Source organism: Pseudomonas sp. Y5-11 (genome assembly GCF_022368695.1).
Classification (GTDB): Bacteria; Pseudomonadota; Gammaproteobacteria; order Pseudomonadales; family Pseudomonadaceae; genus Aquipseudomonas; species Aquipseudomonas parakoreensis.
Genome location: NZ_CP058974.1, coordinates 4,649,845 through 4,668,959, shown reverse-complemented (window position 1 = coordinate 4,668,959; position 19,115 = coordinate 4,649,845). Strand labels below are relative to the sequence as shown.

General features: G+C 56.8%; 18 protein-coding genes and 1 pseudogene. 8 read left to right on the top strand and 11 right to left on the bottom strand.

Annotation, left to right across the window (positions count from 1 at the left end; all coding sequences use genetic code 11):
• Position 1 precedes the first annotated feature (1 nt).
• Genes HXW87_RS20490 through HXW87_RS20470 form a run of 5 tightly spaced genes read right to left on the bottom strand, consistent with a single transcriptional unit; the run spans position 2 to position 4,847 of the window.
• Entirely contained in the window at positions 2 to 1,027 is a 1,026-nt protein-coding gene (locus HXW87_RS20490; protein WP_047293356.1) for a polysaccharide biosynthesis/export family protein, read from the bottom strand.
• A 21-nt stretch (positions 1,028 to 1,048) separates the two neighbouring features.
• The gene (locus HXW87_RS20485) at positions 1,049 to 1,696 is read right to left on the bottom strand and encodes a CpsD/CapB family tyrosine-protein kinase (RefSeq protein WP_041066276.1); all 648 of its coding nucleotides are present in this window, start codon (positions 1,694 to 1,696) and stop codon (positions 1,049 to 1,051) included.
• The gene (locus tag HXW87_RS20480; RefSeq protein ID WP_239777621.1) at positions 1,696 to 2,442 is read right to left on the bottom strand and encodes a sugar transferase; all 747 of its coding nucleotides are present in this window, start codon (positions 2,440 to 2,442) and stop codon (positions 1,696 to 1,698) included. The genes HXW87_RS20485 and HXW87_RS20480 overlap by 1 nt, the downstream gene beginning before the upstream one ends.
• Positions 2,443 to 2,460: 18 nt before the next feature.
• Positions 2,461 to 3,498, bottom strand: a complete 1,038-nt coding sequence (locus HXW87_RS20475) for an NAD-dependent epimerase (RefSeq protein WP_097088761.1) — start codon at positions 3,496 to 3,498, stop codon at positions 2,461 to 2,463.
• A complete protein-coding gene (locus tag HXW87_RS20470; RefSeq protein WP_121186180.1) occupies positions 3,495 to 4,847 on the bottom strand; it encodes a UDP-glucose/GDP-mannose dehydrogenase family protein in 1,353 nt (450 codons plus the stop codon). Before HXW87_RS20470 ends, HXW87_RS20475 begins: the two co-directional genes overlap by 4 nt.
• 389 nt (positions 4,848 to 5,236) lie before the next feature.
• Here HXW87_RS20470 and HXW87_RS20465 point away from each other — a divergent pair, with 389 nt between their 5' ends.
• The 7 genes from HXW87_RS20465 (at position 5,237) to HXW87_RS20435 (ending at position 12,585) form a co-directional block, all read left to right on the top strand.
• Positions 5,237 to 6,934, top strand: a complete 1,698-nt coding sequence (locus tag HXW87_RS20465) for a sulfatase-like hydrolase/transferase (protein WP_131671241.1) — start codon at positions 5,237 to 5,239, stop codon at positions 6,932 to 6,934.
• 195 nt (positions 6,935 to 7,129) lie between these two features.
• On the top strand, positions 7,130 to 7,783 hold the full coding sequence (locus tag HXW87_RS20460) for an ABC transporter ATP-binding protein (protein ID WP_182401745.1): 654 nt from the start codon (positions 7,130 to 7,132) through the stop codon (positions 7,781 to 7,783).
• Positions 7,780 to 10,251, top strand: coding sequence for an ABC transporter permease (locus HXW87_RS20455; protein WP_182401742.1), 2,472 nt, complete (start codon positions 7,780 to 7,782; stop codon positions 10,249 to 10,251). The genes HXW87_RS20460 and HXW87_RS20455 overlap by 4 nt, the downstream gene beginning before the upstream one ends.
• Positions 10,241 to 11,311: a lipocalin-like domain-containing protein gene (locus HXW87_RS20450; RefSeq protein ID WP_239777620.1), complete on the top strand. Its 1,071-nt coding sequence runs from the start codon at positions 10,241 to 10,243 to the stop codon at positions 11,309 to 11,311. The genes HXW87_RS20455 and HXW87_RS20450 overlap by 11 nt, the downstream gene beginning before the upstream one ends.
• A 167-nt stretch (positions 11,312 to 11,478) precedes the next feature.
• On the top strand, positions 11,479 to 11,721 hold the full coding sequence (locus HXW87_RS20445) for a hypothetical protein (RefSeq protein WP_095668849.1): 243 nt from the start codon (positions 11,479 to 11,481) through the stop codon (positions 11,719 to 11,721).
• Positions 11,722 to 11,732: 11 nt separating this feature from the next.
• Positions 11,733 to 11,915, top strand: coding sequence for a hypothetical protein (locus HXW87_RS20440; protein WP_047293368.1), 183 nt, complete (start codon positions 11,733 to 11,735; stop codon positions 11,913 to 11,915).
• Between the two features lie 85 nt (positions 11,916 to 12,000).
• Positions 12,001 to 12,585: a hypothetical protein gene (locus HXW87_RS20435; protein ID WP_239777619.1), complete on the top strand. Its 585-nt coding sequence runs from the start codon at positions 12,001 to 12,003 to the stop codon at positions 12,583 to 12,585.
• Positions 12,586 to 12,914: 329 nt separating this feature from the next.
• Here HXW87_RS20435 and HXW87_RS20430 read toward each other — a convergent pair whose 3' ends face one another.
• Positions 12,915 to 13,721, bottom strand: coding sequence for a glycosyltransferase (locus tag HXW87_RS20430; protein ID WP_047293370.1), 807 nt, complete (start codon positions 13,719 to 13,721; stop codon positions 12,915 to 12,917).
• A gap of 215 nt (positions 13,722 to 13,936) precedes the next feature.
• Here HXW87_RS20430 and HXW87_RS20425 point away from each other — a divergent pair, with 215 nt between their 5' ends.
• Entirely contained in the window at positions 13,937 to 14,752 is an 816-nt protein-coding gene (locus HXW87_RS20425) for a VanW family protein (protein ID WP_047293371.1), read from the top strand.
• A gap of 536 nt (positions 14,753 to 15,288) precedes the next feature.
• On the opposite strand, the gene HXW87_RS20420 is transcribed toward HXW87_RS20425, so the two are convergent.
• From HXW87_RS20420 to HXW87_RS20400, 5 genes and pseudogenes are all read right to left on the bottom strand, one after another.
• Positions 15,289 to 15,651 carry a hypothetical protein gene (locus tag HXW87_RS20420; protein WP_182403921.1) on the bottom strand — a complete coding sequence of 121 codons (363 nt, stop codon included), beginning with the start codon at positions 15,649 to 15,651 and terminating at the stop codon, positions 15,289 to 15,291.
• Between the two features lie 319 nt (positions 15,652 to 15,970).
• Entirely contained in the window at positions 15,971 to 16,357 is a 387-nt protein-coding gene (locus tag HXW87_RS20415; RefSeq protein WP_182404598.1) for a hypothetical protein, read from the bottom strand.
• 182 nt (positions 16,358 to 16,539) lie between these two features.
• On the bottom strand, positions 16,540 to 16,941 hold the full coding sequence (locus HXW87_RS20410; protein WP_239777618.1) for a hypothetical protein: 402 nt from the start codon (positions 16,939 to 16,941) through the stop codon (positions 16,540 to 16,542).
• Positions 16,938 to 18,557 (bottom strand): annotated as a pseudogene (locus HXW87_RS20405) (polymorphic toxin type 47 domain-containing protein); the annotation flags it as partial. The pseudogene HXW87_RS20405 and the gene HXW87_RS20410, both read right to left, overlap by 4 nt.
• 269 nt (positions 18,558 to 18,826) lie before the next feature.
• The gene (locus HXW87_RS20400) at positions 18,827 to 19,114 is read right to left on the bottom strand and encodes a barstar family protein (RefSeq protein ID WP_095668853.1); all 288 of its coding nucleotides are present in this window, start codon (positions 19,112 to 19,114) and stop codon (positions 18,827 to 18,829) included.
• Position 19,115: the final 1 nt, after the last annotated feature.

Here is a 19,115-nt window from a genome sequence, read left to right as displayed (position 1 = left end):
GTCAGTTGTTGTTACTGCCTTTGTTGTCGACGCGGTAGCCGAAGCTGAAACCCACGCCCTGGAACAGCACCACATCGGCCAGTTGCCGGGCCAGATCGCCGGCACTCGCCAGTTTGGTTTTTGGCACGAACAGCATGTCGTCCGGTTGCAGGTAGGCGATCTGCGACGCGTCGCCCGACAGGGCTTTTTCCACGTCGTAGTGCACGGCCTGCACCTGATTGCCGTTGCGGCGCATGATCACCACCGAGTCCAGACGCGCCTTGACGTTGGTGCCGCGCGCCAGGGTCAGTGCTTCAAGCACCGACACTGGACGGCGGATCGGGTAGGAGCCCGGTTGGCCGACCTCGCCCAGCACGTAGATCTCGTTGCCAGCGGTGGACTTGAGCATCACATCGACGCTCATCCGCCCCGGCAATTGCGCGTACTTCTGGTTGAGGAAGGTTTCCAGTTGATTGATGGTCATGCCTTGCAGCGGCACGGCGCCGATTTCCGGAAAGCTCGCATAACCGTCGTTGCCCACGGTGATCTCGCGGCTCATGCCGGTGGCCGGGTGATTCAGCGCGCTTTTCAGGTTCTGCTCATTGGTCAGCGGGCTGATGACCTGCACCGTCAGTTGATTGCGGTTGGGCTGGAACAGCTGTTTGCGCTGGTAGGCACGCTGGATTTCATCGCGCGCCTCATCGGCGGTCAGGCCGGCGATTTTCACCGAGGTGTTGGCGCCGGGCAGGTTGATGGTGCCGTCGGGCAGCACCAACTGGTTGCCATTGAGCTGGCTGGCGGCGGTGAAGTTCAGGCCGATCTGGTCACCCGACTGCACGCGATAGGCATCCGAGCCGCTGGTGCTGATGTGGAAGATCACATCCAGCACGTCTTGCGGGCGCAAGGTCTGCTCGATCTTCGGCATATCGGTGGCCTGGGCGTTGGCCGGGGTGGCGGTGAGAATGTTCACCGGCATGTGCTGGGTTTCGGAATTGCTCGAGCAGCCTGCAAGCGGCAGCATCAGCAGAACCAGTATCTTGGCGTTCATGGCGTCATCCCTCGCGTTTGCTTACAGGTTTTTGTAGAGCCACTTGGGCATGTAGTACTTGCGCCGGTTGAATACGCTGCCGACCACTTTTGCCCCGGCCTGGGTCAGGCGTTGCACGGCGGCCTGGGCGACTTCCCAGCGGGTGTCCTCAGCGCGGACCACGAACACCACGCCATCGACCTGAGTGGCGAGCACCAGCGTGTCGGCGGCGGAATACACCGCGTCACCGTCGATCACCACGAAGCGATACTGCGTGCCCAAGCGGTCGAGCAGCGGGCTCAGGCGCTCGGCGGTCAAGTGCTCCAGGGTGCGGATCGGCCGGCCGTTGGGCAGCACGTGGAACGGCAGGCTGGAAACCTGCACCACGCAATCTTGCAACAGCGGCGGGTTGTCCGGGTTGAACAGCAGGTCGCGCAGGCCGCGCTCCTTGCCCAGGTTCAATTGCTGCGTGAGGCTGCCCGCCGACTGGCTGGCGTCGACCAGTAGCACCTGGCCGCTGCTCATCTGCGCCAGTTGGCTGGCCAGCGCCAACGCGCTGGTGGTGGTACCGGCGCCGGGGTTGGCGGCGGTCAGGAACAGGATCCGCAGATCCAGATCCAGCACGGTCGAAATCAGGTTCGATTCGCTGGGGTTGGCAATGCTCAGGCTTTTGTTGGTTGAACCGTCCATTAGCTTGCTCCGTGGCCGCTGAATACTTTGAAAGGGGTTTTCAACAAGATCTTCAGATCAAGCAAAAGGCTTTGCTCGGCGATGTAGCTGAGGTCCAACTCAACGCGCTGGTCGAAGTCGATGTTGCTGCGTCCGGAGATCTGCCACAGGCCGGTCATGCCGGGGTAGATGCTCAGGCGCGCGAGGTGATTGTCCTTGTAGCGGTAGGCGTTGAACGAGGTCGGCCGCGGGCCGACCAGGCGCATGTCACCGCTCACCACGTTGAACAGGTTGGGCAGTTCATCGAGGCTGGTGCGCCGCAGGAAACCGCCGATACCGGTGATGCGTGGGTCCTTGTCGATCTTGAAATCGATGGCGTCGACCCCGTGCTTGTTGAGGTGACGCAGCGATTCCTTCAGCTCTTCGGCGTTGCAGACCATGGTGCGGAACTTGTACATGCCGAAGGTGCGGCCGCGATAACCGGTGCGTTTCTGCACGAACATCACCGGTCCCGGGCTGGTGAATTTGATGGCTAGTGCCAGGCCCAGCAGCAGCGGCGAGAACACCACCAGCAGCACCAGCGCACCGACGCAGGCCAATACCCGGTTGGTGCGGGACAGCGTCCATGGCCGGCCACCGTCACGGCCGGTCAACCAGCCACGGCCCTGCCTGTGGATGGCGGAATCGAGGCGCATTCGGTGCTCGGGATCCATGCGCTTGTCACGGCGCATCTGGTTGATCGGTACACCTTGTTCATGTCCAGTCATGGGGTCCTCCGCTGATGTTCAGCCGCGAGCGGCGCGTGGGCGATAGGCAGTGGGGTAGTAGTCGCGAAACCAGGCGATGAAACGCCCCAGTCCTTCATCCAGCTCGATCCGGGGCTGGAACCCGGTGGCCTGGGCCAGATCATCGGTCTCGGCACAGGTGTTGAGCACATCGCCCGGTTGCAGGGGCAAGAGCTCGACAATGGCTTTCTGGCCGAGGTGCTTTTCCATCAGCGCCAGGTAGGTTTTCAGCTCCACCGGGTGGTGGCCGCCGATGTTGAACAGGCACCACGGGGCCATGCTGCTGCCGGCGTCGGGGTGCTCGCGATCCCACTCCGGGTGGCTGTGTGGCGGATGGTCGGTGAGGCGCGCAATGCTTTCGACGATGTCGTCTATGTAGGTGAAGTCGCGCTGGTGCTCGCCGTAGTTGAACAGTTTCAGCGGTGTGCCTTCGGTGATCGCCCGGGCAAACTGGATGGGCGACATGTCAGGCCGCCCCCAAGGGCCATACACCGTGAAAAAGCGCAGGCCGGTGCTGGGAATGCCGAACAGGTGGCTGTAACTGTGGGCCATCAGCTCATTGGCTTTTTTGGTCGCGGCGTACAGCGACAGCGGGTGATTGACACCGTCGTGCACCGAATACGGGGTGTGCTGGTTGGCGCCGTAGACCGAACTCGATGAGGCGTAGATCAAGTGCTCCACCGGATGGTGCCGGCAGCCTTCGAGAATGTTCAGGAAGCCGCAGAGGTTGCTGTCCAGATAGGCTTTCGGATTTTCCAGCGAGTAGCGCACCCCGGCTTGCGCTGCGAGGTGGATCACCACCTGCGGTTGCTCGCGGACAAACAACGCTTCGATCGCGGCGGCGTCGGCCAGATCAATGCGTGCCAGCGGGAAGTGCCCGACCTGATCGCGCACCCATTGCACCCGATCGTGTTTGAGCTGCGGGTCGTAGTAGCCGTTGAAATTATCCAGGCCGACCACCGCATGTCCGTCGCGCATCAGCCGCAACACGCAATGGGCACCAATGAAGCCGGCTGCGCCGGTGACCAGGATTTTCATGGGCGCAGTCCTTCGGGTGCGATGTGGCGCAGGCCGATGCCGCTGTAATGCAAACCGGCGGCGGCCACGTGTTCCGGGTTGTAGAGGTTGCGACCGTCGACAATCACTTTGGAGCGCAACTTGCTCGCCAGCAGCTCGAAATCCACCACGCGGAAATTCTTCCATTCGGTGCAGATCACCAGCGCATCGGCATCTTCGAGGGTGTCGTCGCGGGTGGCGCACAAGTGCAGATCGTCGCGATAGCCGTACAGGCGCCGGCATTCGGACATGGCCTCCGGATCGTAGGCCTGCACGCTCGCGCCTTCGGCCCACAGCGCATCCATCAGGTAGCGGCTGGGGGCCTCGCGCATGTCATCGGTATTGGGTTTGAACGCCAGGCCCCAGATCGCGATCGACTTGCCAGCCAGGCCTTGCGGAAACTGCGCCTTGAGTTTGCTGAAAAGAATGTGCCGCTGGCTGTCGTTGACGTCAGTGACGCTGCGCAGCAGTTTCAGCGGCATGCCGTTGTGTTCGGCGGTGTGCAGCAGGGCGCGCAGATCCTTGGGAAAGCACGAACCGCCGAAGCCGCAACCGGGGTAGATGAAGTGGTAACCAATGCGCGGATCGGAGCCGATGCCTTTGCGCACCGCTTCGATGTCGGCGCCCAGCAATTCAGTGAGATTGGCCAGCTCGTTCATGAAGCTGATACGCGTAGCGAGCATCGCGTTGGCCGCGTACTTGGTCAGCTCGGCGCTGCGGTTGTCCATGAACATCAGTTTTTCGTGGTTGCGGCAGAACGGCGCGTACAGCTCGCTCATCTGTTCGCGGGCCGCGTCATCGCGGGTGCCAATGATGATCCGGTCCGGGCGCATGCAATCGGCGAGGGCGCTGCCTTCCTTGAGGAATTCGGGGTTGGACACCACCCTCACCTGGAGGCTGCTGCGGCCGCGGCGCTGCAATTCTTCGCAGGCCTTGGCGGCGACCTGATCCGCCGTGCCGACCGGCACCGTGGACTTGATGATCAGGGTGCGATCGGCCTCCATGTGCGAGGCGATCTGCCGGGCGACGTTGAGCACATGGGTCAGGTCGGCGGAACCGTCCTCATCGGCGGGGGTGCCTACGGCGATGAAGATCAACTCGGCATGCTCCACTGCGTCGCTGGCCTGGGTGCTGAACAGCAGACGGCCAGCCTTGATGTTTTCTTCCAGTGCAGCGGATAAGCCCGGTTCGCTAATAGGCGGCACGGCTTGTTGCAGTTGTTTAATCTTGTTCGGGTCAATATCGACACATAAAACCCGATGTCCCACATCGGCAAGTGCGGCGGCTTGAATTAATCCGACATAGCCGGTGCCAAATACGCTCACGTCCATCTGCGCACCCTCGATAGAGCGAAAAGAAGAAGTTCGGAAGAAGACTGTAAAAGGGGTATAGCGCAGGGTTTGGAAAGCGTGTCAGCAAAATGACATGTTGCACCTGTATAACACTTGAGCGCTTTTTGGCGATTGGCCATCAAGTCATTGCTGCGATTGGATTTGTTGATTTTTTGCAGATTTGTTCAGATTCAAAATAAGCGATAAACGGTTGTAAGTCTTTAATTTAAAGGCTTCTAGCGTTTCGTGTGTGTCAGATTTGAGTCACCGGTTTTTTGACGCTTTGTGAAAAAAACAGTCAATTCTTGCGCTTTGATGGCCGGGTGCTAGTGTCAGGTTCTGACCGACAAACCTTTGACTCCCTGCCGTTTTGCGCGAGCGGTATCGCCATGTTCAGATATGCCAAAGAATTACTTTTATTTATTTACTTGCTGCTTTACTCCGAATATTACATTGATCGGTTAAATGCTATCGGCGCAGGTTTTGCTGTACTTCTTTTTGGCGCGATGTTTTTGGCGCTTACTTTGGCGTTATATCTAACGGCGTATATTCGTCAAGCTCTCATTCGCCACTTGTTCGCAATAACACTGTTTGTCTCGGCAGTGTTTTTCGATGTTTATACCCGGGTCACCGCGGATTACCTGAGCTACAGCAGCTTTGTCTCGCTGGTTTACTCTGGCGGCTTCATTCAGGAAGCCGCTTACCAGTATCGCGACGCGATCATTCATGGCGTGCTCAGCGGCCTGCTGTTGCTGTTCGGCATCGGGCTCAAACCGCGGCATGCGCTGGCAGTGCCCAATGCATTGCGAGTGGCGGCGCCGGTGTGTGGTGTGCTGCTGTTGAGCGCGGTGTTGTTCCTGCGGGCGGGCGAGGGGGCGCGGGGCTTGCCGATCATGTACACGCCGCTGGCCTATCTGAACCTGTTCACCTATGAAGCGCTGCACAACACGGTCGGTCCGCGTGAGCCCGTGACGCTGGCGCGCAGCGCTGCGACGGTCAATCACGACATCGTGTTGATTATCGACGAAAGCATCTCCGGCAATTACCTGGACATCAACGCGCCGTTCGGGGTGCACAGCAACCTCAAGCAGGCGCATCCGGGGGTCGAGATTTTCAACTACGGCTACGCCGCGTCCATTGCCAACTGCAGCGCTGATACCAACGTTACGTTGCGTTACGGCGGTACGCGTGCCGACTACATACGGATCAACAGCACGCTGCCGTCGATCTGGCAGTACGCGAAAAAGGCCGGGTTGCGCACGGTGTACATCGACGCCCAGCGCACCGCCGGCAATCTGCAGAACCTGATGACCGACACCGAGAAAAAGGACATCGACGAGTTCGTGCAGTTTGACCAGACCAGCGTCCGAGACCGTGACATGGCTGCCGCCGCGAAGCTGATCGAGCTGCTCAACGACGATCAGCCGGAGCTGGTGGTGATCAATAAAGTCGGCGCGCATTTCCCGGTGCACGACAAGTACCCCGACGCCTTCATGGCCTACCGTCCGACCCTGCCGCGCGGGCAGTTCACCGAAGTCGCCGATACCGGCAAACGCGACGGTTTCAACGGCCAGCCGGACGATTGGCTGTTGTACCGCAACGCCTACAAGAACACGGTGTTATGGAACGTGGGCGAGTTTTTCGCCCGGGTATTTGCCCAGGCCAGGCTGAACAATGCGCTGCTGATCTACACCTCCGATCACGGCCAGGACCTGCATGAGCGCGGCAATCCCGGGCTCAATACCCACTGCGGTGGTGATCCGGTGGAGGAGGAGGGGCTGGTGCCGCTGGTGGTGATTCAGGGCGATCAACTGCACGGCCCGGATTGGGCGCAGTCATTACCGGTGAACAAGGACCGTTCGAGTCACTACAACATTTTCCCGACGCTGCTGCAGCTGATGGGTTACGACCTGGCGGGCATCGAGGCGGTATATGGCAAACCGCTGACGCTGCCGACGGCGGACGATTTCACCTTCAACTACCGCTTCAATGCGCGGCTGGGGGCCAGGCCTGAGTGGAAGCACATTGATCTGAACACCATTGTCACGCCGGGGGAGGCAGCGACCAGTGTGGCGACCGGGGATTGAGCGTTGTGTCGGGTTCACTGGCCTCATCGCTGGCAAGCCAGCTCCCACAGTGTTTCAGGGTGAACCTGGTGTTTGTGGACAACCCCAATCCCTGTGGGGGCTGGCTTGCCAGCGATGGGGCCAGTGCGAACACCAGTGATTTGATCAGCCCGCAATCCGCTATCCTTGCCCCACACTGATCCAACGGATGGCGGCATGCTTCAGGTTCAAGGCGTCTTCAAAAGTTACCTCACTCCCCAAGGCTCATTGCCCGTGCTGCAAGGCGTCGACCTGACGCTCGAACCCGGCGGCAGCCTGGCGCTGATGGGCGAATCCGGCAGTGGCAAAAGCACTTTGCTGCACCTGATCGCCGGCCTCGACAAGGTTGATCGCGGCAGCATCCACAGCGGCGAGCATCGGCTGGAGCAGATGAACGAAGCGCAACTGGCCGACTGGCGCCGTACCGAAATCGGTCTGGTGTTCCAGCAGTTCAACCTGATCGGCAGCCTGCGGGTCGAGGACAATCTGGCGTTTCAGGCGCGCTTGGCCGAGCGCCATGACCCGCGCTGGCAAGCGCATCTGGTGCAGCGCCTGGGTTTGGGTGATTTGCTCACGCGTTATCCCGAACAACTGTCGGGCGGCCAGCAGCAGCGGGTTGCATTGGCCCGGGCGTTGGCGTCGCGACCGAAACTGCTGCTGGCCGACGAACCCACCGGCAGCCTCGACGAAGCCACCAGCGATGAAGTGCTGCGCCTGTTGCTGGAGTTGCTCGACGACACGCCGACCACGCTGCTGATGGTCACGCACAGCCCACGCGTGGCGGCGCGACTGGCGCAGCGGGTGGTGTTGTCCAAGGGCCGTCTGACGTGAACGTGTTCTGGCAAACCCTGCGTGCGCTGCTCAGCCATTGGCGGCGGCATCCGGTGCAGTTCTTCAGTGTGCTGACGGGGTTGTGGCTGGCCACCAGTCTGTTGACCGGCGTCGAGGCGCTGAACAGTCAGGCCCGCGACAGTTACGCCCGGGCGAGCCAGATGATTGGCGGCGAACCGCAGGCCAGCCTTGCTACGCCCAATGGCGCGACGTTTACCCAGCAATGGTTCGTTGACCTGCGCCGCCAGGGCTGGCCGGTCTCGCCGCTGCTGCAGGGGCGGCTGGTACTCAAGGATCACCCGGATCAGCGCCTGCAACTGATGGGCATCGAACCGGTGTCGCTGCCTGTGGATTCCGCCGTGGCCGGACAGGTGATGCCGATCGAGCGCATCGTCGCGTTCTTCTCGTCGCCGGGCGTTACGTGGATTTCGCCTGAGACCTTGCAGGCCCTGAACCTCAGCGAAGGCGCAACACCCCAGGCCGTCAACGGCCAAAACCTGCCGCCGCTGCAGGTACAAAAGGACATGGCGCCGGGCGTGTTGCTGGTGGACATTGGCGTCGCGCAGAGTCTGCTGGAGCAACCCGGGCAAGTGTCACGCTTGTTGCTGCCCAAGGATTTTCACGCCGAGTTGCCGGCCGCGTTCAATGGCCGGTTGCAGCTCAAAAGCAGCGCCGAGGAAAACAATCTGGCGCGCCTGACCGAGAGCTTCCACCTGAATCTTGATGCCTTGGGATTTCTCTCGTTCGTGGTCGGGCTGTTCATCGTGCACGCGGCCATCGGTCTGGCGCTGGAGCAGCGTCGTGGCCTGCTGCGCACCTTGCGTGCCTGCGGGGTCAGTGCGCGGATGCTGATCGGCAGCCTGATCGTCGAACTCGGTGTGCTGGCGTTGATTGGCGGGGTGTTCGGCGTCGTCAGCGGTTACTGGCTGGCGAGCGTATTGCTGTCGGATGTCGCCGCCAGCCTGCGTGGTTTATACGGCGCGGAAGTGGCGGGGCAGTTACGCCTGAGTCCGTGGTGGTGGTTCAGCGGTATTGGTCTGAGTCTGTTCGGCGCGTTGCTGGCCGGCGCCAACAGTCTGTTGCGGGCGGCACGTTTGCCGCTATTGGCGGTGGCGGACCCACAGGCCTGGCATCAGCAACATGCGCGCTGGTTGCGCCGTCAGGGTTGGCTGGCGGTGCTATTGGGCGTGATCGCGCTGCTGGCGCTGCTGTTCGGCGACAGCCTGAGCAGTGGTTTTGTGTTGATGGCCGGGTTGCTGCTCGGTGCCGCACTGGCGTTGCCGGTGGTGCTCAGCGCGGTGCTCAATCGATTGCTTGGGCGCAGTCGTTCGGTGCTGGGTCAGTGGTTTCTTGCTGATTGCCGCCAACAGTTACCGGCACTGAGTCTGGCGCTGATGGCGCTGTTGCTGGCGCTGGCGGCAAACATCGGCGCGGGCAGCATGACCGCCGGTTTTCGCCAGACCTTCAACGACTGGCTCGAACAACGCCTGAGTGCCGAGCTGTACCTCAACCCGGTGAATCCGGCGCAATCGCGCGAGATGTACGTCTGGCTCAAACAACAGCCGAACGTCAGCGCGGTGCTGCCCAACTGGCAAGTCGCGGTGACCCTGCAAGGCTGGCCGGCTGATGTCTTCGGGGTGATCGATCATCCTTATTACCGGCAGCACTGGCCGTTGCTCGAGGCGATCGCCGGTGATCCGTGGGCGCACCTGGCGACGGACGATGCGGTGATGCTCAGCGAACAACTGGCGCGACGGCTGAAGGTTCGCGCGGGGGATCATCTGAGCGTGCCGACGCCGGGCGGGCCGTGGTCACCGCGCATCGTCGGCATCTACGCCGATTACGGCAATCCCAAGGGCCATCTGTTGGTCAACAGCAACCACCTGCTGCGCCTGTGGCCGACGCTGACGCCGAACCGTTTCAACCTGCGTATCGCGCCGCCGGACATCCCGTGGTTTTTGACTGCGCTGCAAACGCGCTTTCAGCTCGATGACAGCCGCATCGTGGATCAGGCGCGGCTCAAGGGCTGGTCGGTGCAAGTGTTCGAACGCACTTTCGCCGCCACCGCCGCGCTCAACAGCCTCACTTTGGCGGTGGCCGGTGTGGCGCTGTTCATCAGCCTGCTGACCCAAAGCCAGAGCCGTCTCGGGCAACTGGCGCCGTTGTGGGCCTTGGGCGTGACGCGCCGGCAGTTGATGCTGCTCAACCTCGGCCAGACCTGGTTGCTCGCGCTGCTGACGCTGGTGCTGGCGTTGCCGCTGGGGATCGCGTTGGCGTGGTGTCTGGACGCGGTGATCAATGTGCAGGCGTTCGGCTGGCGTTTGCCGTTGCGGGTTTTTCCGCTGCAACTGCTGCAGTTGCTCGGGCTGGCGCTGCTGGCAACGCTGTTGGCCTCGGCGTGGCCGCTGTATTCGTTGTACCGCACGCAACCGGCGGATCTGCTGAGGACGTTTGCCCATGAGGATTAACCGGGTTGCGCTGCTGTTCGCGCTGCTGCTGTTGGCCGGTTGCGATCAGCCTGTGCCTGAGCAGAAGGGCTTCGCCGGACTTGGCGATCAGGCTGCGCAGTTCACCGCTGTGGTGCCGGGGCGGGTATTCAGCTTCCCGGCGGATCACGGCGCCCACGATGGATTTCGTATCGAGTGGTGGTACGTCACCGCCAATCTCAAGGATCAGCAGGGCCACGATTTCGGTGTGCAATGGACGCTGTTTCGCAGCGCCCTGAAACCTGCGGCAGAGCAACCGGGCTGGGCCAACCAGACGATCTGGCTCGGGCATGCCGCGGTGACGTCGGCCACCGCGCACCATGCCGCCGAGCGCTATGCCCGGGGCGGAGTGGGGCAAGCCGGGGTGAACGTGGCACCGTTCGAGGCGTGGATCGATGATTGGCGCTTCGCCAGCGAGGCGCAGGATCCGCTGACGGATGTGCAACTCAGTGCCCGCGACAAAGCCTTCAGCTATCAACTGCACCTCACCTCCAGCCGCCCGCTGGTGTTGCAGGGCGACAACGGCTTCAGCCGCAAATCCGCACAGGGCCAGGCCTCGTACTACTACAGTCAGCCGTTCTTTCAGGCCAGCGGCACCCTGCAAATCGACGGCCAGACCTACACCGTCAGTGGCCCGGCATGGCTGGACCGTGAGTGGAGCAGCCAGCCGCTGGCGGCCAATCAGACCGGTTGGGACTGGTTTTCCCTGCATCTGGACAGCGGTGAATCGCTGATGCTGTTTCGCACCCGACAAACCGATGGCGCACCGTATCTGACCGGCACCTGGATCAACGCCGACGGCCAGACTGAAACTTTGCACGCTGAGCAGATCAAACTCACGCCGCAAAACACCGCAAAAGTTGCCGGGCACACGATGCCGGTGCGCTGGTCGATCAGCATTCCCGACAAACACCTCGACATCAGTCTCGACGCGCTCAACCCCAAGGCCTGGATGAACCTGCGCATTCCTTATTGGGAGGGCCCGGTGCAGATCAGCGGCAGCCATGGCGGGCGCGGCTATCTGGAAATGACCGGGTACTGACTGCTGATTGCCATTCATGTAGGAGCTGCCGAATACTGCGATCTTTTGCTCCTGTTTGTAAAAATCAAAGTCAAAAGATCGCAGCCTGCGGCAGCTCCTACAGGGATTGGGTTGAACTCCGTTTCATTGCGCAGCCTCTACAAACTATTACCCGTGGAGGATTAGCCATGAGCGACGACCTGCAACCCCCAGACCTCAGCACCTGGCAGCGCCTGTTCGACGATCAGACCTACTGGCAGCAGTCCCCCGACGCTCACTATTTCGACCTGCAACGCATCGCCGACGATCTGCTCGGTCAAGGCGCGATCGATCTGGAGCAGTGGCAGATCCTGCGCGCCAAGGCCGATGACCTGCACAAGAATTCGCCCGCCGCGAATGTCGCCAATGAACTGGATGACCCTGACGCCTGAGGAGCACTCCCATGAAACCCGTATCCCCCAGTGAACATCCCGATGAACCCCGGCCACCGGGAGAGACCGAGCGCGATAACGACGCCCTGCGCCCGACCGACCCCAAGCAACGCAAGGACAGCGGCAAGGGCACCGCCAGTGGCGAATCCACTGCGCAAGAGACTGCTGCGGCAGAATCGAAAGCCAAGCCCTGAACAGCGTCTATGCTCAGTGGCACATTCGGCGCCAAACACGCGTTGGCGCCGGTTGCTGCCATTCACTACAGGGAAAGTACCGCTTATGAAGCTCCACGCTCTGGCCAAGGCCATCACCCTTGCAACCGTTCTGTCCGTCACCAGCTTCGTTGCCATGGCGGCGGACATTCCGCTGTCCGCCACCCTTGAGGCCGATCAGGTCACCACCAAAGTGCTGGCCGTCGATGCGGCCAACCATCAGGTCGTGCTCGAAGGTGCAGAAGGTCGTCAGGTTCACGTCCAGCTCAGCGACAAGGCGAAAAACCTCGCCAATCTTCAAGTCGGCGATCTGGTAAAAGTCGAAGTACAACGCTCGGTGGCGGCTTACCTCGATACCGATGTGGATAAAGGTCTGCCTGGCACCGTCGAGCGTAGCGGCGAGCTGCGCAAGGCGCCGGGCAGCGAAAACCCGGGCGGCGAGGCCTATCGCCAGATTCAGGTGCAACTGAAAATCACCAAAATTGATTTGAAGAATAATCAGGTGACCCTGGAAAACCCGCAGGGTCAGTCGAAAACCCTCGACGTGAAAAAGCCTGAAATCCAAGCCAAGCTGAAAGATCTGAAAGTAGGGCAGAGCGTAGTTGTCACTTATACCGATGTATTAAAAGTGACCAGTCAGCATGAAAGCTGAGTATTAACTCTACAAGATGATTGTTCTTGTACAAATTATTGTATGAGAACAATCATCTGAAATGAGCTGAGCCGTGCTTTGAAAGTTTCACGAAAGGATTTCGTCGATAAATATCTATTAACTTATTCGTACATAAAATTTACCTTTGTGTATGACGACATATCCGCCAACTTCTATTAAAATCCTTCCCGTTCGCCCAGTGTCAGGGCTCTTTACCGGTGCATGGATTGCCAGGCCATTACACTGGGCGAACACCTCTTCGGAGCGGATGTATACAATTTCAGATTAAAAAAAGGGCGACTTTGCGGTCGCCCTTTTTGTGTTCATGATCAAACCGATGCTTGCTTTTCAAAACGTTTGAGAGTGGCCTCGTACATTCTGGTACGACGGTGGTTTTTGCCGTAGGTGCCGGCGGCAGCGACGGTGCCTGCCTGGATGTGATCCAGATAGCGGAAAATCTTGCGCGGTGACAGCAGCTTGATGCCGAAGCCCAAAGCGACCATTCGATCCTGCAGGGTATAACCGGGAACTCGGTCATCCATGCAAAAGTGCAGTCCCTGAGACTTCATCAACCTGGCGTTCCACAACGTGCAAAAACTTTTGAGGTGAGTTTCCCGATAAGGTTTCGGCTCTTTACTGCGCAAACCCAATGCCGTTTTCGCCCGGCGAATATAGTGTTTGCAAAAACGCGAAGTTAGTCGCCAAGTGTCTCTGACAATCCCGCGATTGATTTGCTCGACACACCCGACTGCAGCAATGTCTGCAGACTTTGCGCACTCACGCAGCATCATCGCGAAGACTTCCTTGTCGTAGACAAAAGTGTCGGTGTGCAGCAGAAACAGATAGTCGGTTTCAACTTTTTCCAGCGCCAGATCCAACGCCTTGCCATGGGCGATATGTCCCGCTTCTTTGCCGGGGGAGGAGCGTTCGATCAGATTGATCCAGTCCAGCGAGCGCAAATAATCCAGACTGGCGTCGGCAGAATCATTGTCCACCACCCAAACCGGAATGCGCTGCGCCTGAACGTGCTGACGCAACAACTCCAGGCACATCCGGGTGATGTCCGGGGTTTTGTAATTTACCAATACAAGACTGAAATTCGGCTGCGTAACGGCTGGTAAATCAAACTGGCTCATTCGGGAAGCTCATCCGCGGTTGATCGGCGACAGGTGTCTCTCGGGCCGGGATGCTAGCGACGCAAGCTTAGTTGAAGCTTAATTTGCTGTTCAGGAAGTGAGGCGAGGTGTTTCGAGACACGACATCTCGCGCACGACGCAAGCCGGCCCACAGGCTAAACTGCGTGCTCCTCGGATGCGTCAAGGAAGAAACGGCACCTGCCGTCGCCCCACGGATGAAACCACTTTCCCTCTATCACCCGGCCCTGTACTGGCTGCGCGTGTGGCAAAAAAGACTGTTCCGCCAGATCGCCTGGCACTGCTCCAGCAAACGCTACGCACGCCTTGTGGCCGGCGCTGACCGTCTGCCATTTCGCTACCTCAAACACACCTCGAAACTCATCCGCAAACTCGGCGACTCCGACCTCGCCCTGCAACACAACAAAGTCATCAACCTGAAACTCGCCGTCGCCGCCATCGACGGCCTCATCATCGCCCCAGGCGAATACTTCTCCTTCTGCCGCCTCGTCGGCCGCCCAACCCGCAAACGCGGCTACGTCGAAGGCATGGAACTGTCCTTCGGCGAAGCACGCAGCGGTATCGGCGGCGGAATCTGCCAACTGAGCAACCTGATCCACTGGATGGCGATTCACTCGCCGCTGGTCGTTGTTGAACGCTCCAACCACAGCTTCGATCCATTCCCGGATGAGGGGCGAGTGCTGCCATTCGGTTCCGGTGCGGCAATTTTCTACAACTACGTTGACCTGGTACTGCACAACCCGACGGATCGGAGTTTTCAGTTGAAGTTGAATGTGGGGGACACGCAGCTGGAGGGCGAGTTGTTATGCGATCAGGTGCGGGCGTATCGGTATCACGTGTTTCAGGAAGGGCATCGGTTTGTGCGGGAGGGGGAGCGGGTCTATCGGGAGAATGAGATCTGGCGGGAGGTGAGGGAGAAGGGGCAGGTGGGGGAGTTGGTGGAGCGGGTGAGGTTGTATCGGAATCGGGTGGTGGTTAAGTATGAGGTGGCGGAGGAAATGGTGGAGAGATGATCGCTATACCGTAGATGGTGAAAAAATCATTTAATGGGCGGCGAGACTCCGTATGCGAAGTGTGGTCGTGTAAAAGGAGACGGGCTTATTTCAATCTCTTTTGATTAGAGTTGGAAAATAAATCTGACACCTTTCGTTCATCAACTTTTCTGAGCTGGATACGTATCACCCATGATCGTAATTGACATTTCATCTGATTTTACATCTTTTATGCTATTTATAACTAGTTCAGGTATTTCTGATTTTTGAAATAGAAATAAAAAAGCTCGAAATAAAGACAATCTTTTATAAGGCTGGCCGCTAAATAGTGATGGGTTTTTAAAATTTTATCAAAGGTTGGGTAATTTATCTTTTCAAGTTCTGGAATGTCCGCGTAGCCTTGCTTAGAGTCGTCAATTTTGCATTCGATAATAAATGAGTTTGCGTGTTTGATGAATTGCTCCGGAAACTCATCGTTGTTTATCGTTATTTCGTATTTTTTTGTTTTCCGCCCCCTTTTGCCGAGATTTATTTTTTAATTTGTTGGTTCTAATTGTTTAGCTGAATTTTTTCTTAAGTTTTTCTAGCGTTATGTCTAGATTAAGCTCTTCCACCTGTTTTTGTGTAGCGCACCAAGAAATGATAAAGGCGGCAGCGTCTTTAAATGGCAATGTGACGTGGCTATCCATAAATTCAAAAGCAATTCCATCTTTCAGGTATTCAGGGATATTTTCTGGATCTTCGTCCGTGCTTATATATATCCCAGACATTTCTATGCCAAAGCCATGCGATTTAATTAGGCTTTCTAAAGCTTTTGGCAAAAAACTAGAGTTTTGTAAGGATGATGACTCCAGTAAGTCTAGTAGATAATTGTTGACTATGCCGCGTTGCTTTTCTGAAAGCTGTTCTATGGTCATCATCTATTTCATCGTTGGGTGAAAATTTTTGGCGGTTGTTAGTGTTTCATCTAGGTAGATCCTAAATGTTATACTGTCGTGAGATGCGCTATACATTCGATTACCACTAGCTCGCGCCTGCTTGGTGGGAAAGGGGACGGATTTATTTTATGAAAAGAGGCTTTGCAAAAGGAATGTTTTCAATCTCTATTGATTAAAAAGGGGCGGGCTGCAAAATAAATATTTCCTCTTTAATTGGTTCGCTTTAATCACGTTAACCTAGAGTAGGGATTCAAAGGGTGGGGTAATATTAGATGAAAGCTTTTGGTGTTTTTCCGCTTGCTCATATGTTGGTTGGGTGGATGGATATTTCTTTTGCAATAATATCTACGAATATGGGCAGGATAATTTTTTTTTGCTCAATAGAAATTAATATTATCGCATCCCCAATTTTTAATACACCGCAACCGTCGTCCTCAATAGCGATTAACTCTCCTGTGATGTATGTGAATCCTAGATTGAAGGATATAGAAGGTGCGTTTTTTGTGGAGGGAATCAAGTTTTCACCCCAAATGAACTCATCATCTATATTGATTTCGACATCAAGTTTTTTATTTGCTTTAGGGGGTGAGTCTTTACATACTGACAAGCCTTTTCCATAGGGCGTTGAATATTCGACAAGTATTTTATTGTGCGTGCTTTTAACTATGCTTGCTATCGTAATAACCATTTATTTTGTTTCTGGTAGTGCTCGTATTACAGTGTTGTCGATATTCATTACATGTTTATCAGATCTAGTTGGGTGATATCACCCTGACAGTTGGGCTCATATTTTCAGGTCGAAAAATGGGGGCAAGCCGGAAGATAAATCTGTTCCCTTCCGGTTGGCCAGTAACCTGACGTTGGGTGTATTTACTGGGTGCAATCACTGGTATGAACGCAGTCATGATCATCCATATAGATTAGGACTTTTAAATTGTTGTCGGCTATCCAGAATGGAAACCCAGTCGTTTCGGAAAATAGCATTTTAAGATCTGCAGAGGTTTCTAGCTTCCAAGCATGAATCTTACTGTCTTGAACTATTAGGAACGGTTTTTCAAAATTTTGGAGCTTGTCGACTTTTTTCCAGAATTCTGGATCGTGTTTTTTTTGAGTGTTCTTCAAGTGGTAAGGGTCGAGACCCTTTGTTTCAGGGAAAAAAAATAATGTTGTTAGCCTGGTGATTAATTTAGACAGTTCATCGTCGCATAGTTTCTCATGCGCTAAGGACTGCTCTGCCAATGTTGAGTCTATTTCTTTTTCTAGGTAGTTCATTGAGGGTCTCCAATTCTCGCGCGTGATACAGGCACGGATTCTAACAAAATATGTCCTCTAACAGCCCCACCTGTACCCCGTTTGCCAGGCGTTTGATACCCGACATGAGGGTCTGCAGGACCGTCGGTGGATGGAACGAGACGAGGATCATCGATGTTCACCTCTGCACCCTTATTTTTGCCCTCTAGTACGCGCCATTCCGTAGGATAAGATTTTCCGTATTGGTCTTTACCCCACTTGGTAACTGTAAATTCATTTTTTGGTACGCCAGTTCGAGTAAATGCCTCGTCTAATCCTTTATGCATCTGCTGATACGACGTTCCTGGCGTATGTCTCCAGTCGAGGTCAACCTCTGAATTGAATTTCCATGTCCCACCTGGAACCGGTTGTGGGCAATTTGTTGGACCACTGGCCAAGCCTAGAGGATCTACCCACCCAGTAGGGTTAGGCACGTACTGGTAGTTATTCAACCCGCCCGCAAGCTTGATCGGGTCCGGCGTCAAAAACCGTCCAGTGCCCGGATTGTAGTAGCGGTGCCGGTTGTAATGTAACCCCGTCTCGGCGTCGAAATACTGACCCTGGAAGCGCAGCGGGTTATCGATCTCGCTGACGTCCAGCGCCGCGAGGTTACCGTAGGCGCGGTACTTGGCCGACCACATGATCTCGCCACTGTAGTCGGTGAGTTCCTGCGGTGTGCCCAGATGATCGAGTTGGTAGTAAAACGGCGTGGCTTTGCGCGGGCCTTCGCCATTGAGCATCGCCAGTGGGCGGAAGCTGCCGGGCTCATAGATGTAGCTGCGGTAGCGGTTTTCGGCGCTTTCAGCGATCAGACGTTCGCCTTGCCACAGGAATTCCGTGGTGTGACCGTCGACGGTTTTTTCGATGCGTCGGCCGAAGGCGTCGTATTTGTAGGATGCGGTACTGCCGCCCGGCAGGCTTACGCCGATTAGGCGGTGCTGGCAGTCGTAGCGGTATTCGGTGACGAGTTTCTGGCCGGTACCACGGCGTTCGCGGATCAGGTTGCCGTAGGCATCGTAGTCGTAGTGGCGATCACCCTGCATCAGCAGGCGGTTGCCTTTGACGTTGGCCAGGTTCGCTGTGCCTTCGTTGTTCTGACCCAGCAGGTTACCCGCCGGATCATGGGCGAAGCTTTCCGGTGTGGCGCCGCGCACGCTGATGAGTCGGTCGAGCGGGTCGTAATGGTAGCTGCGCTTGCCTTTGCGACTATCGTCGATACCGGCGAGGTTGCCGTTGGCGTCGTAGTTGTAGCGACGCTGGAACAGGTTCTTGTCTCGCTGGCCGACTGTATGCGCTTGCAGGCGGCCCTGTTCGTCGTACTGGTATTGGCTGAGCAGCAGGCCTTGCTGGCGCTGTTGTTCGCGACCGGCGCTGAACTGATGGTTGGTCAGGCGTGAGCCGTTGAGATCGATGTTGCTCAGGCGTCCGCCGGACAGGTGGCGGTAGTCGAGTGTGCTGCCATCGGGTAGGCGACAATGGCTCAGCTGGCCGACGCTGTCGTACTCGTAGCGCAGGGTGCCCCAGCCTTGGTGTTCCTCGATGAGGCGGTCTTGCAGGTCGTACTTGTAGGCGAGCGGCCAGTGGCCGTCGTCGACGTTTCGCAAATGGAGGGGTTTCAATCTATATTGATTGAAAAGTGGCAGGCTGGAAAATAAAACCATCCCCTTTTGCCCGTCCTTTTGCCCTAATAATAAATCTGTCGCCTTTGTTGCAGGTGCCCTCGACGCCAAAACGTGCCGCTGTATTTAGTAATGCTAAATGAGTGATTCAGGTTGTCCTTTGTTGTTCGCCATTAATCGGAAAAAAGGCAGTTTGTTTTTCAGCGATAGAAGACAAAACTGCCAATTTTTTTCATGGTTTGCTTTCTCTATTTCAGTTGGTAGCTGAATTTCTCATCTAGTCCAAAGCTTTCATCTTGACTTTTTACTCGGTCAAGAATGGTTAAGATTTTTTTATATGCATCACCCATTCGTTCTTCTGAATGTTTTGAGTTCGTCCAAATTAACTCAACTGGACGTTCTACGTCGGTGCTGAGCAGGTCCCAAAGAGCATTGAGGTTGTTTCCATAATATTGGGTGACGGAAAAAGCAGATGCTATTCGCTTATGGAATTCTTGCTCGGATGTGATGGATAATCCATCAAGCTCAATTATCATG

Coding starts and splice junctions, on each gene's coding strand:
- HXW87_RS20470 (WP_121186180.1), bottom strand. CDS start 4,847: ATGGACGTGAGCGTATTTGGCACCGGCTATGTCGGATTAATTCAAGCC.
- HXW87_RS20465 (WP_131671241.1), top strand. CDS start 5,237: ATGTTCAGATATGCCAAAGAATTACTTTTATTTATTTACTTGCTGCTT.
- HXW87_RS20490 (WP_047293356.1), bottom strand. CDS start 1,027: ATGAACGCCAAGATACTGGTTCTGCTGATGCTGCCGCTTGCAGGCTGC.
- HXW87_RS20445 (WP_095668849.1), top strand. CDS start 11,479: ATGAGCGACGACCTGCAACCCCCAGACCTCAGCACCTGGCAGCGCCTG.
- HXW87_RS20430 (WP_047293370.1), bottom strand. CDS start 13,721: ATGAGCCAGTTTGATTTACCAGCCGTTACGCAGCCGAATTTCAGTCTT.
- HXW87_RS20400 (WP_095668853.1), bottom strand. CDS start 19,114: ATGATAATTGAGCTTGATGGATTATCCATCACATCCGAGCAAGAATTC.
- HXW87_RS20415 (WP_182404598.1), bottom strand. CDS start 16,357: ATGGTTATTACGATAGCAAGCATAGTTAAAAGCACGCACAATAAAATA.
- HXW87_RS20460 (WP_182401745.1), top strand. CDS start 7,130: ATGCTTCAGGTTCAAGGCGTCTTCAAAAGTTACCTCACTCCCCAAGGC.
- HXW87_RS20475 (WP_097088761.1), bottom strand. CDS start 3,498: ATGAAAATCCTGGTCACCGGCGCAGCCGGCTTCATTGGTGCCCATTGC.
- HXW87_RS20440 (WP_047293368.1), top strand. CDS start 11,733: ATGAAACCCGTATCCCCCAGTGAACATCCCGATGAACCCCGGCCACCG.
- HXW87_RS20410 (WP_239777618.1), bottom strand. CDS start 16,941: ATGAACTACCTAGAAAAAGAAATAGACTCAACATTGGCAGAGCAGTCC.
- HXW87_RS20425 (WP_047293371.1), top strand. CDS start 13,937: ATGAAACCACTTTCCCTCTATCACCCGGCCCTGTACTGGCTGCGCGTG.
- HXW87_RS20480 (WP_239777621.1), bottom strand. CDS start 2,442: ATGACTGGACATGAACAAGGTGTACCGATCAACCAGATGCGCCGTGAC.
- HXW87_RS20485 (WP_041066276.1), bottom strand. CDS start 1,696: ATGGACGGTTCAACCAACAAAAGCCTGAGCATTGCCAACCCCAGCGAA.
- HXW87_RS20435 (WP_239777619.1), top strand. CDS start 12,001: ATGAAGCTCCACGCTCTGGCCAAGGCCATCACCCTTGCAACCGTTCTG.
- HXW87_RS20420 (WP_182403921.1), bottom strand. CDS start 15,651: ATGATGACCATAGAACAGCTTTCAGAAAAGCAACGCGGCATAGTCAAC.
- HXW87_RS20450 (WP_239777620.1), top strand. CDS start 10,241: ATGAGGATTAACCGGGTTGCGCTGCTGTTCGCGCTGCTGCTGTTGGCC.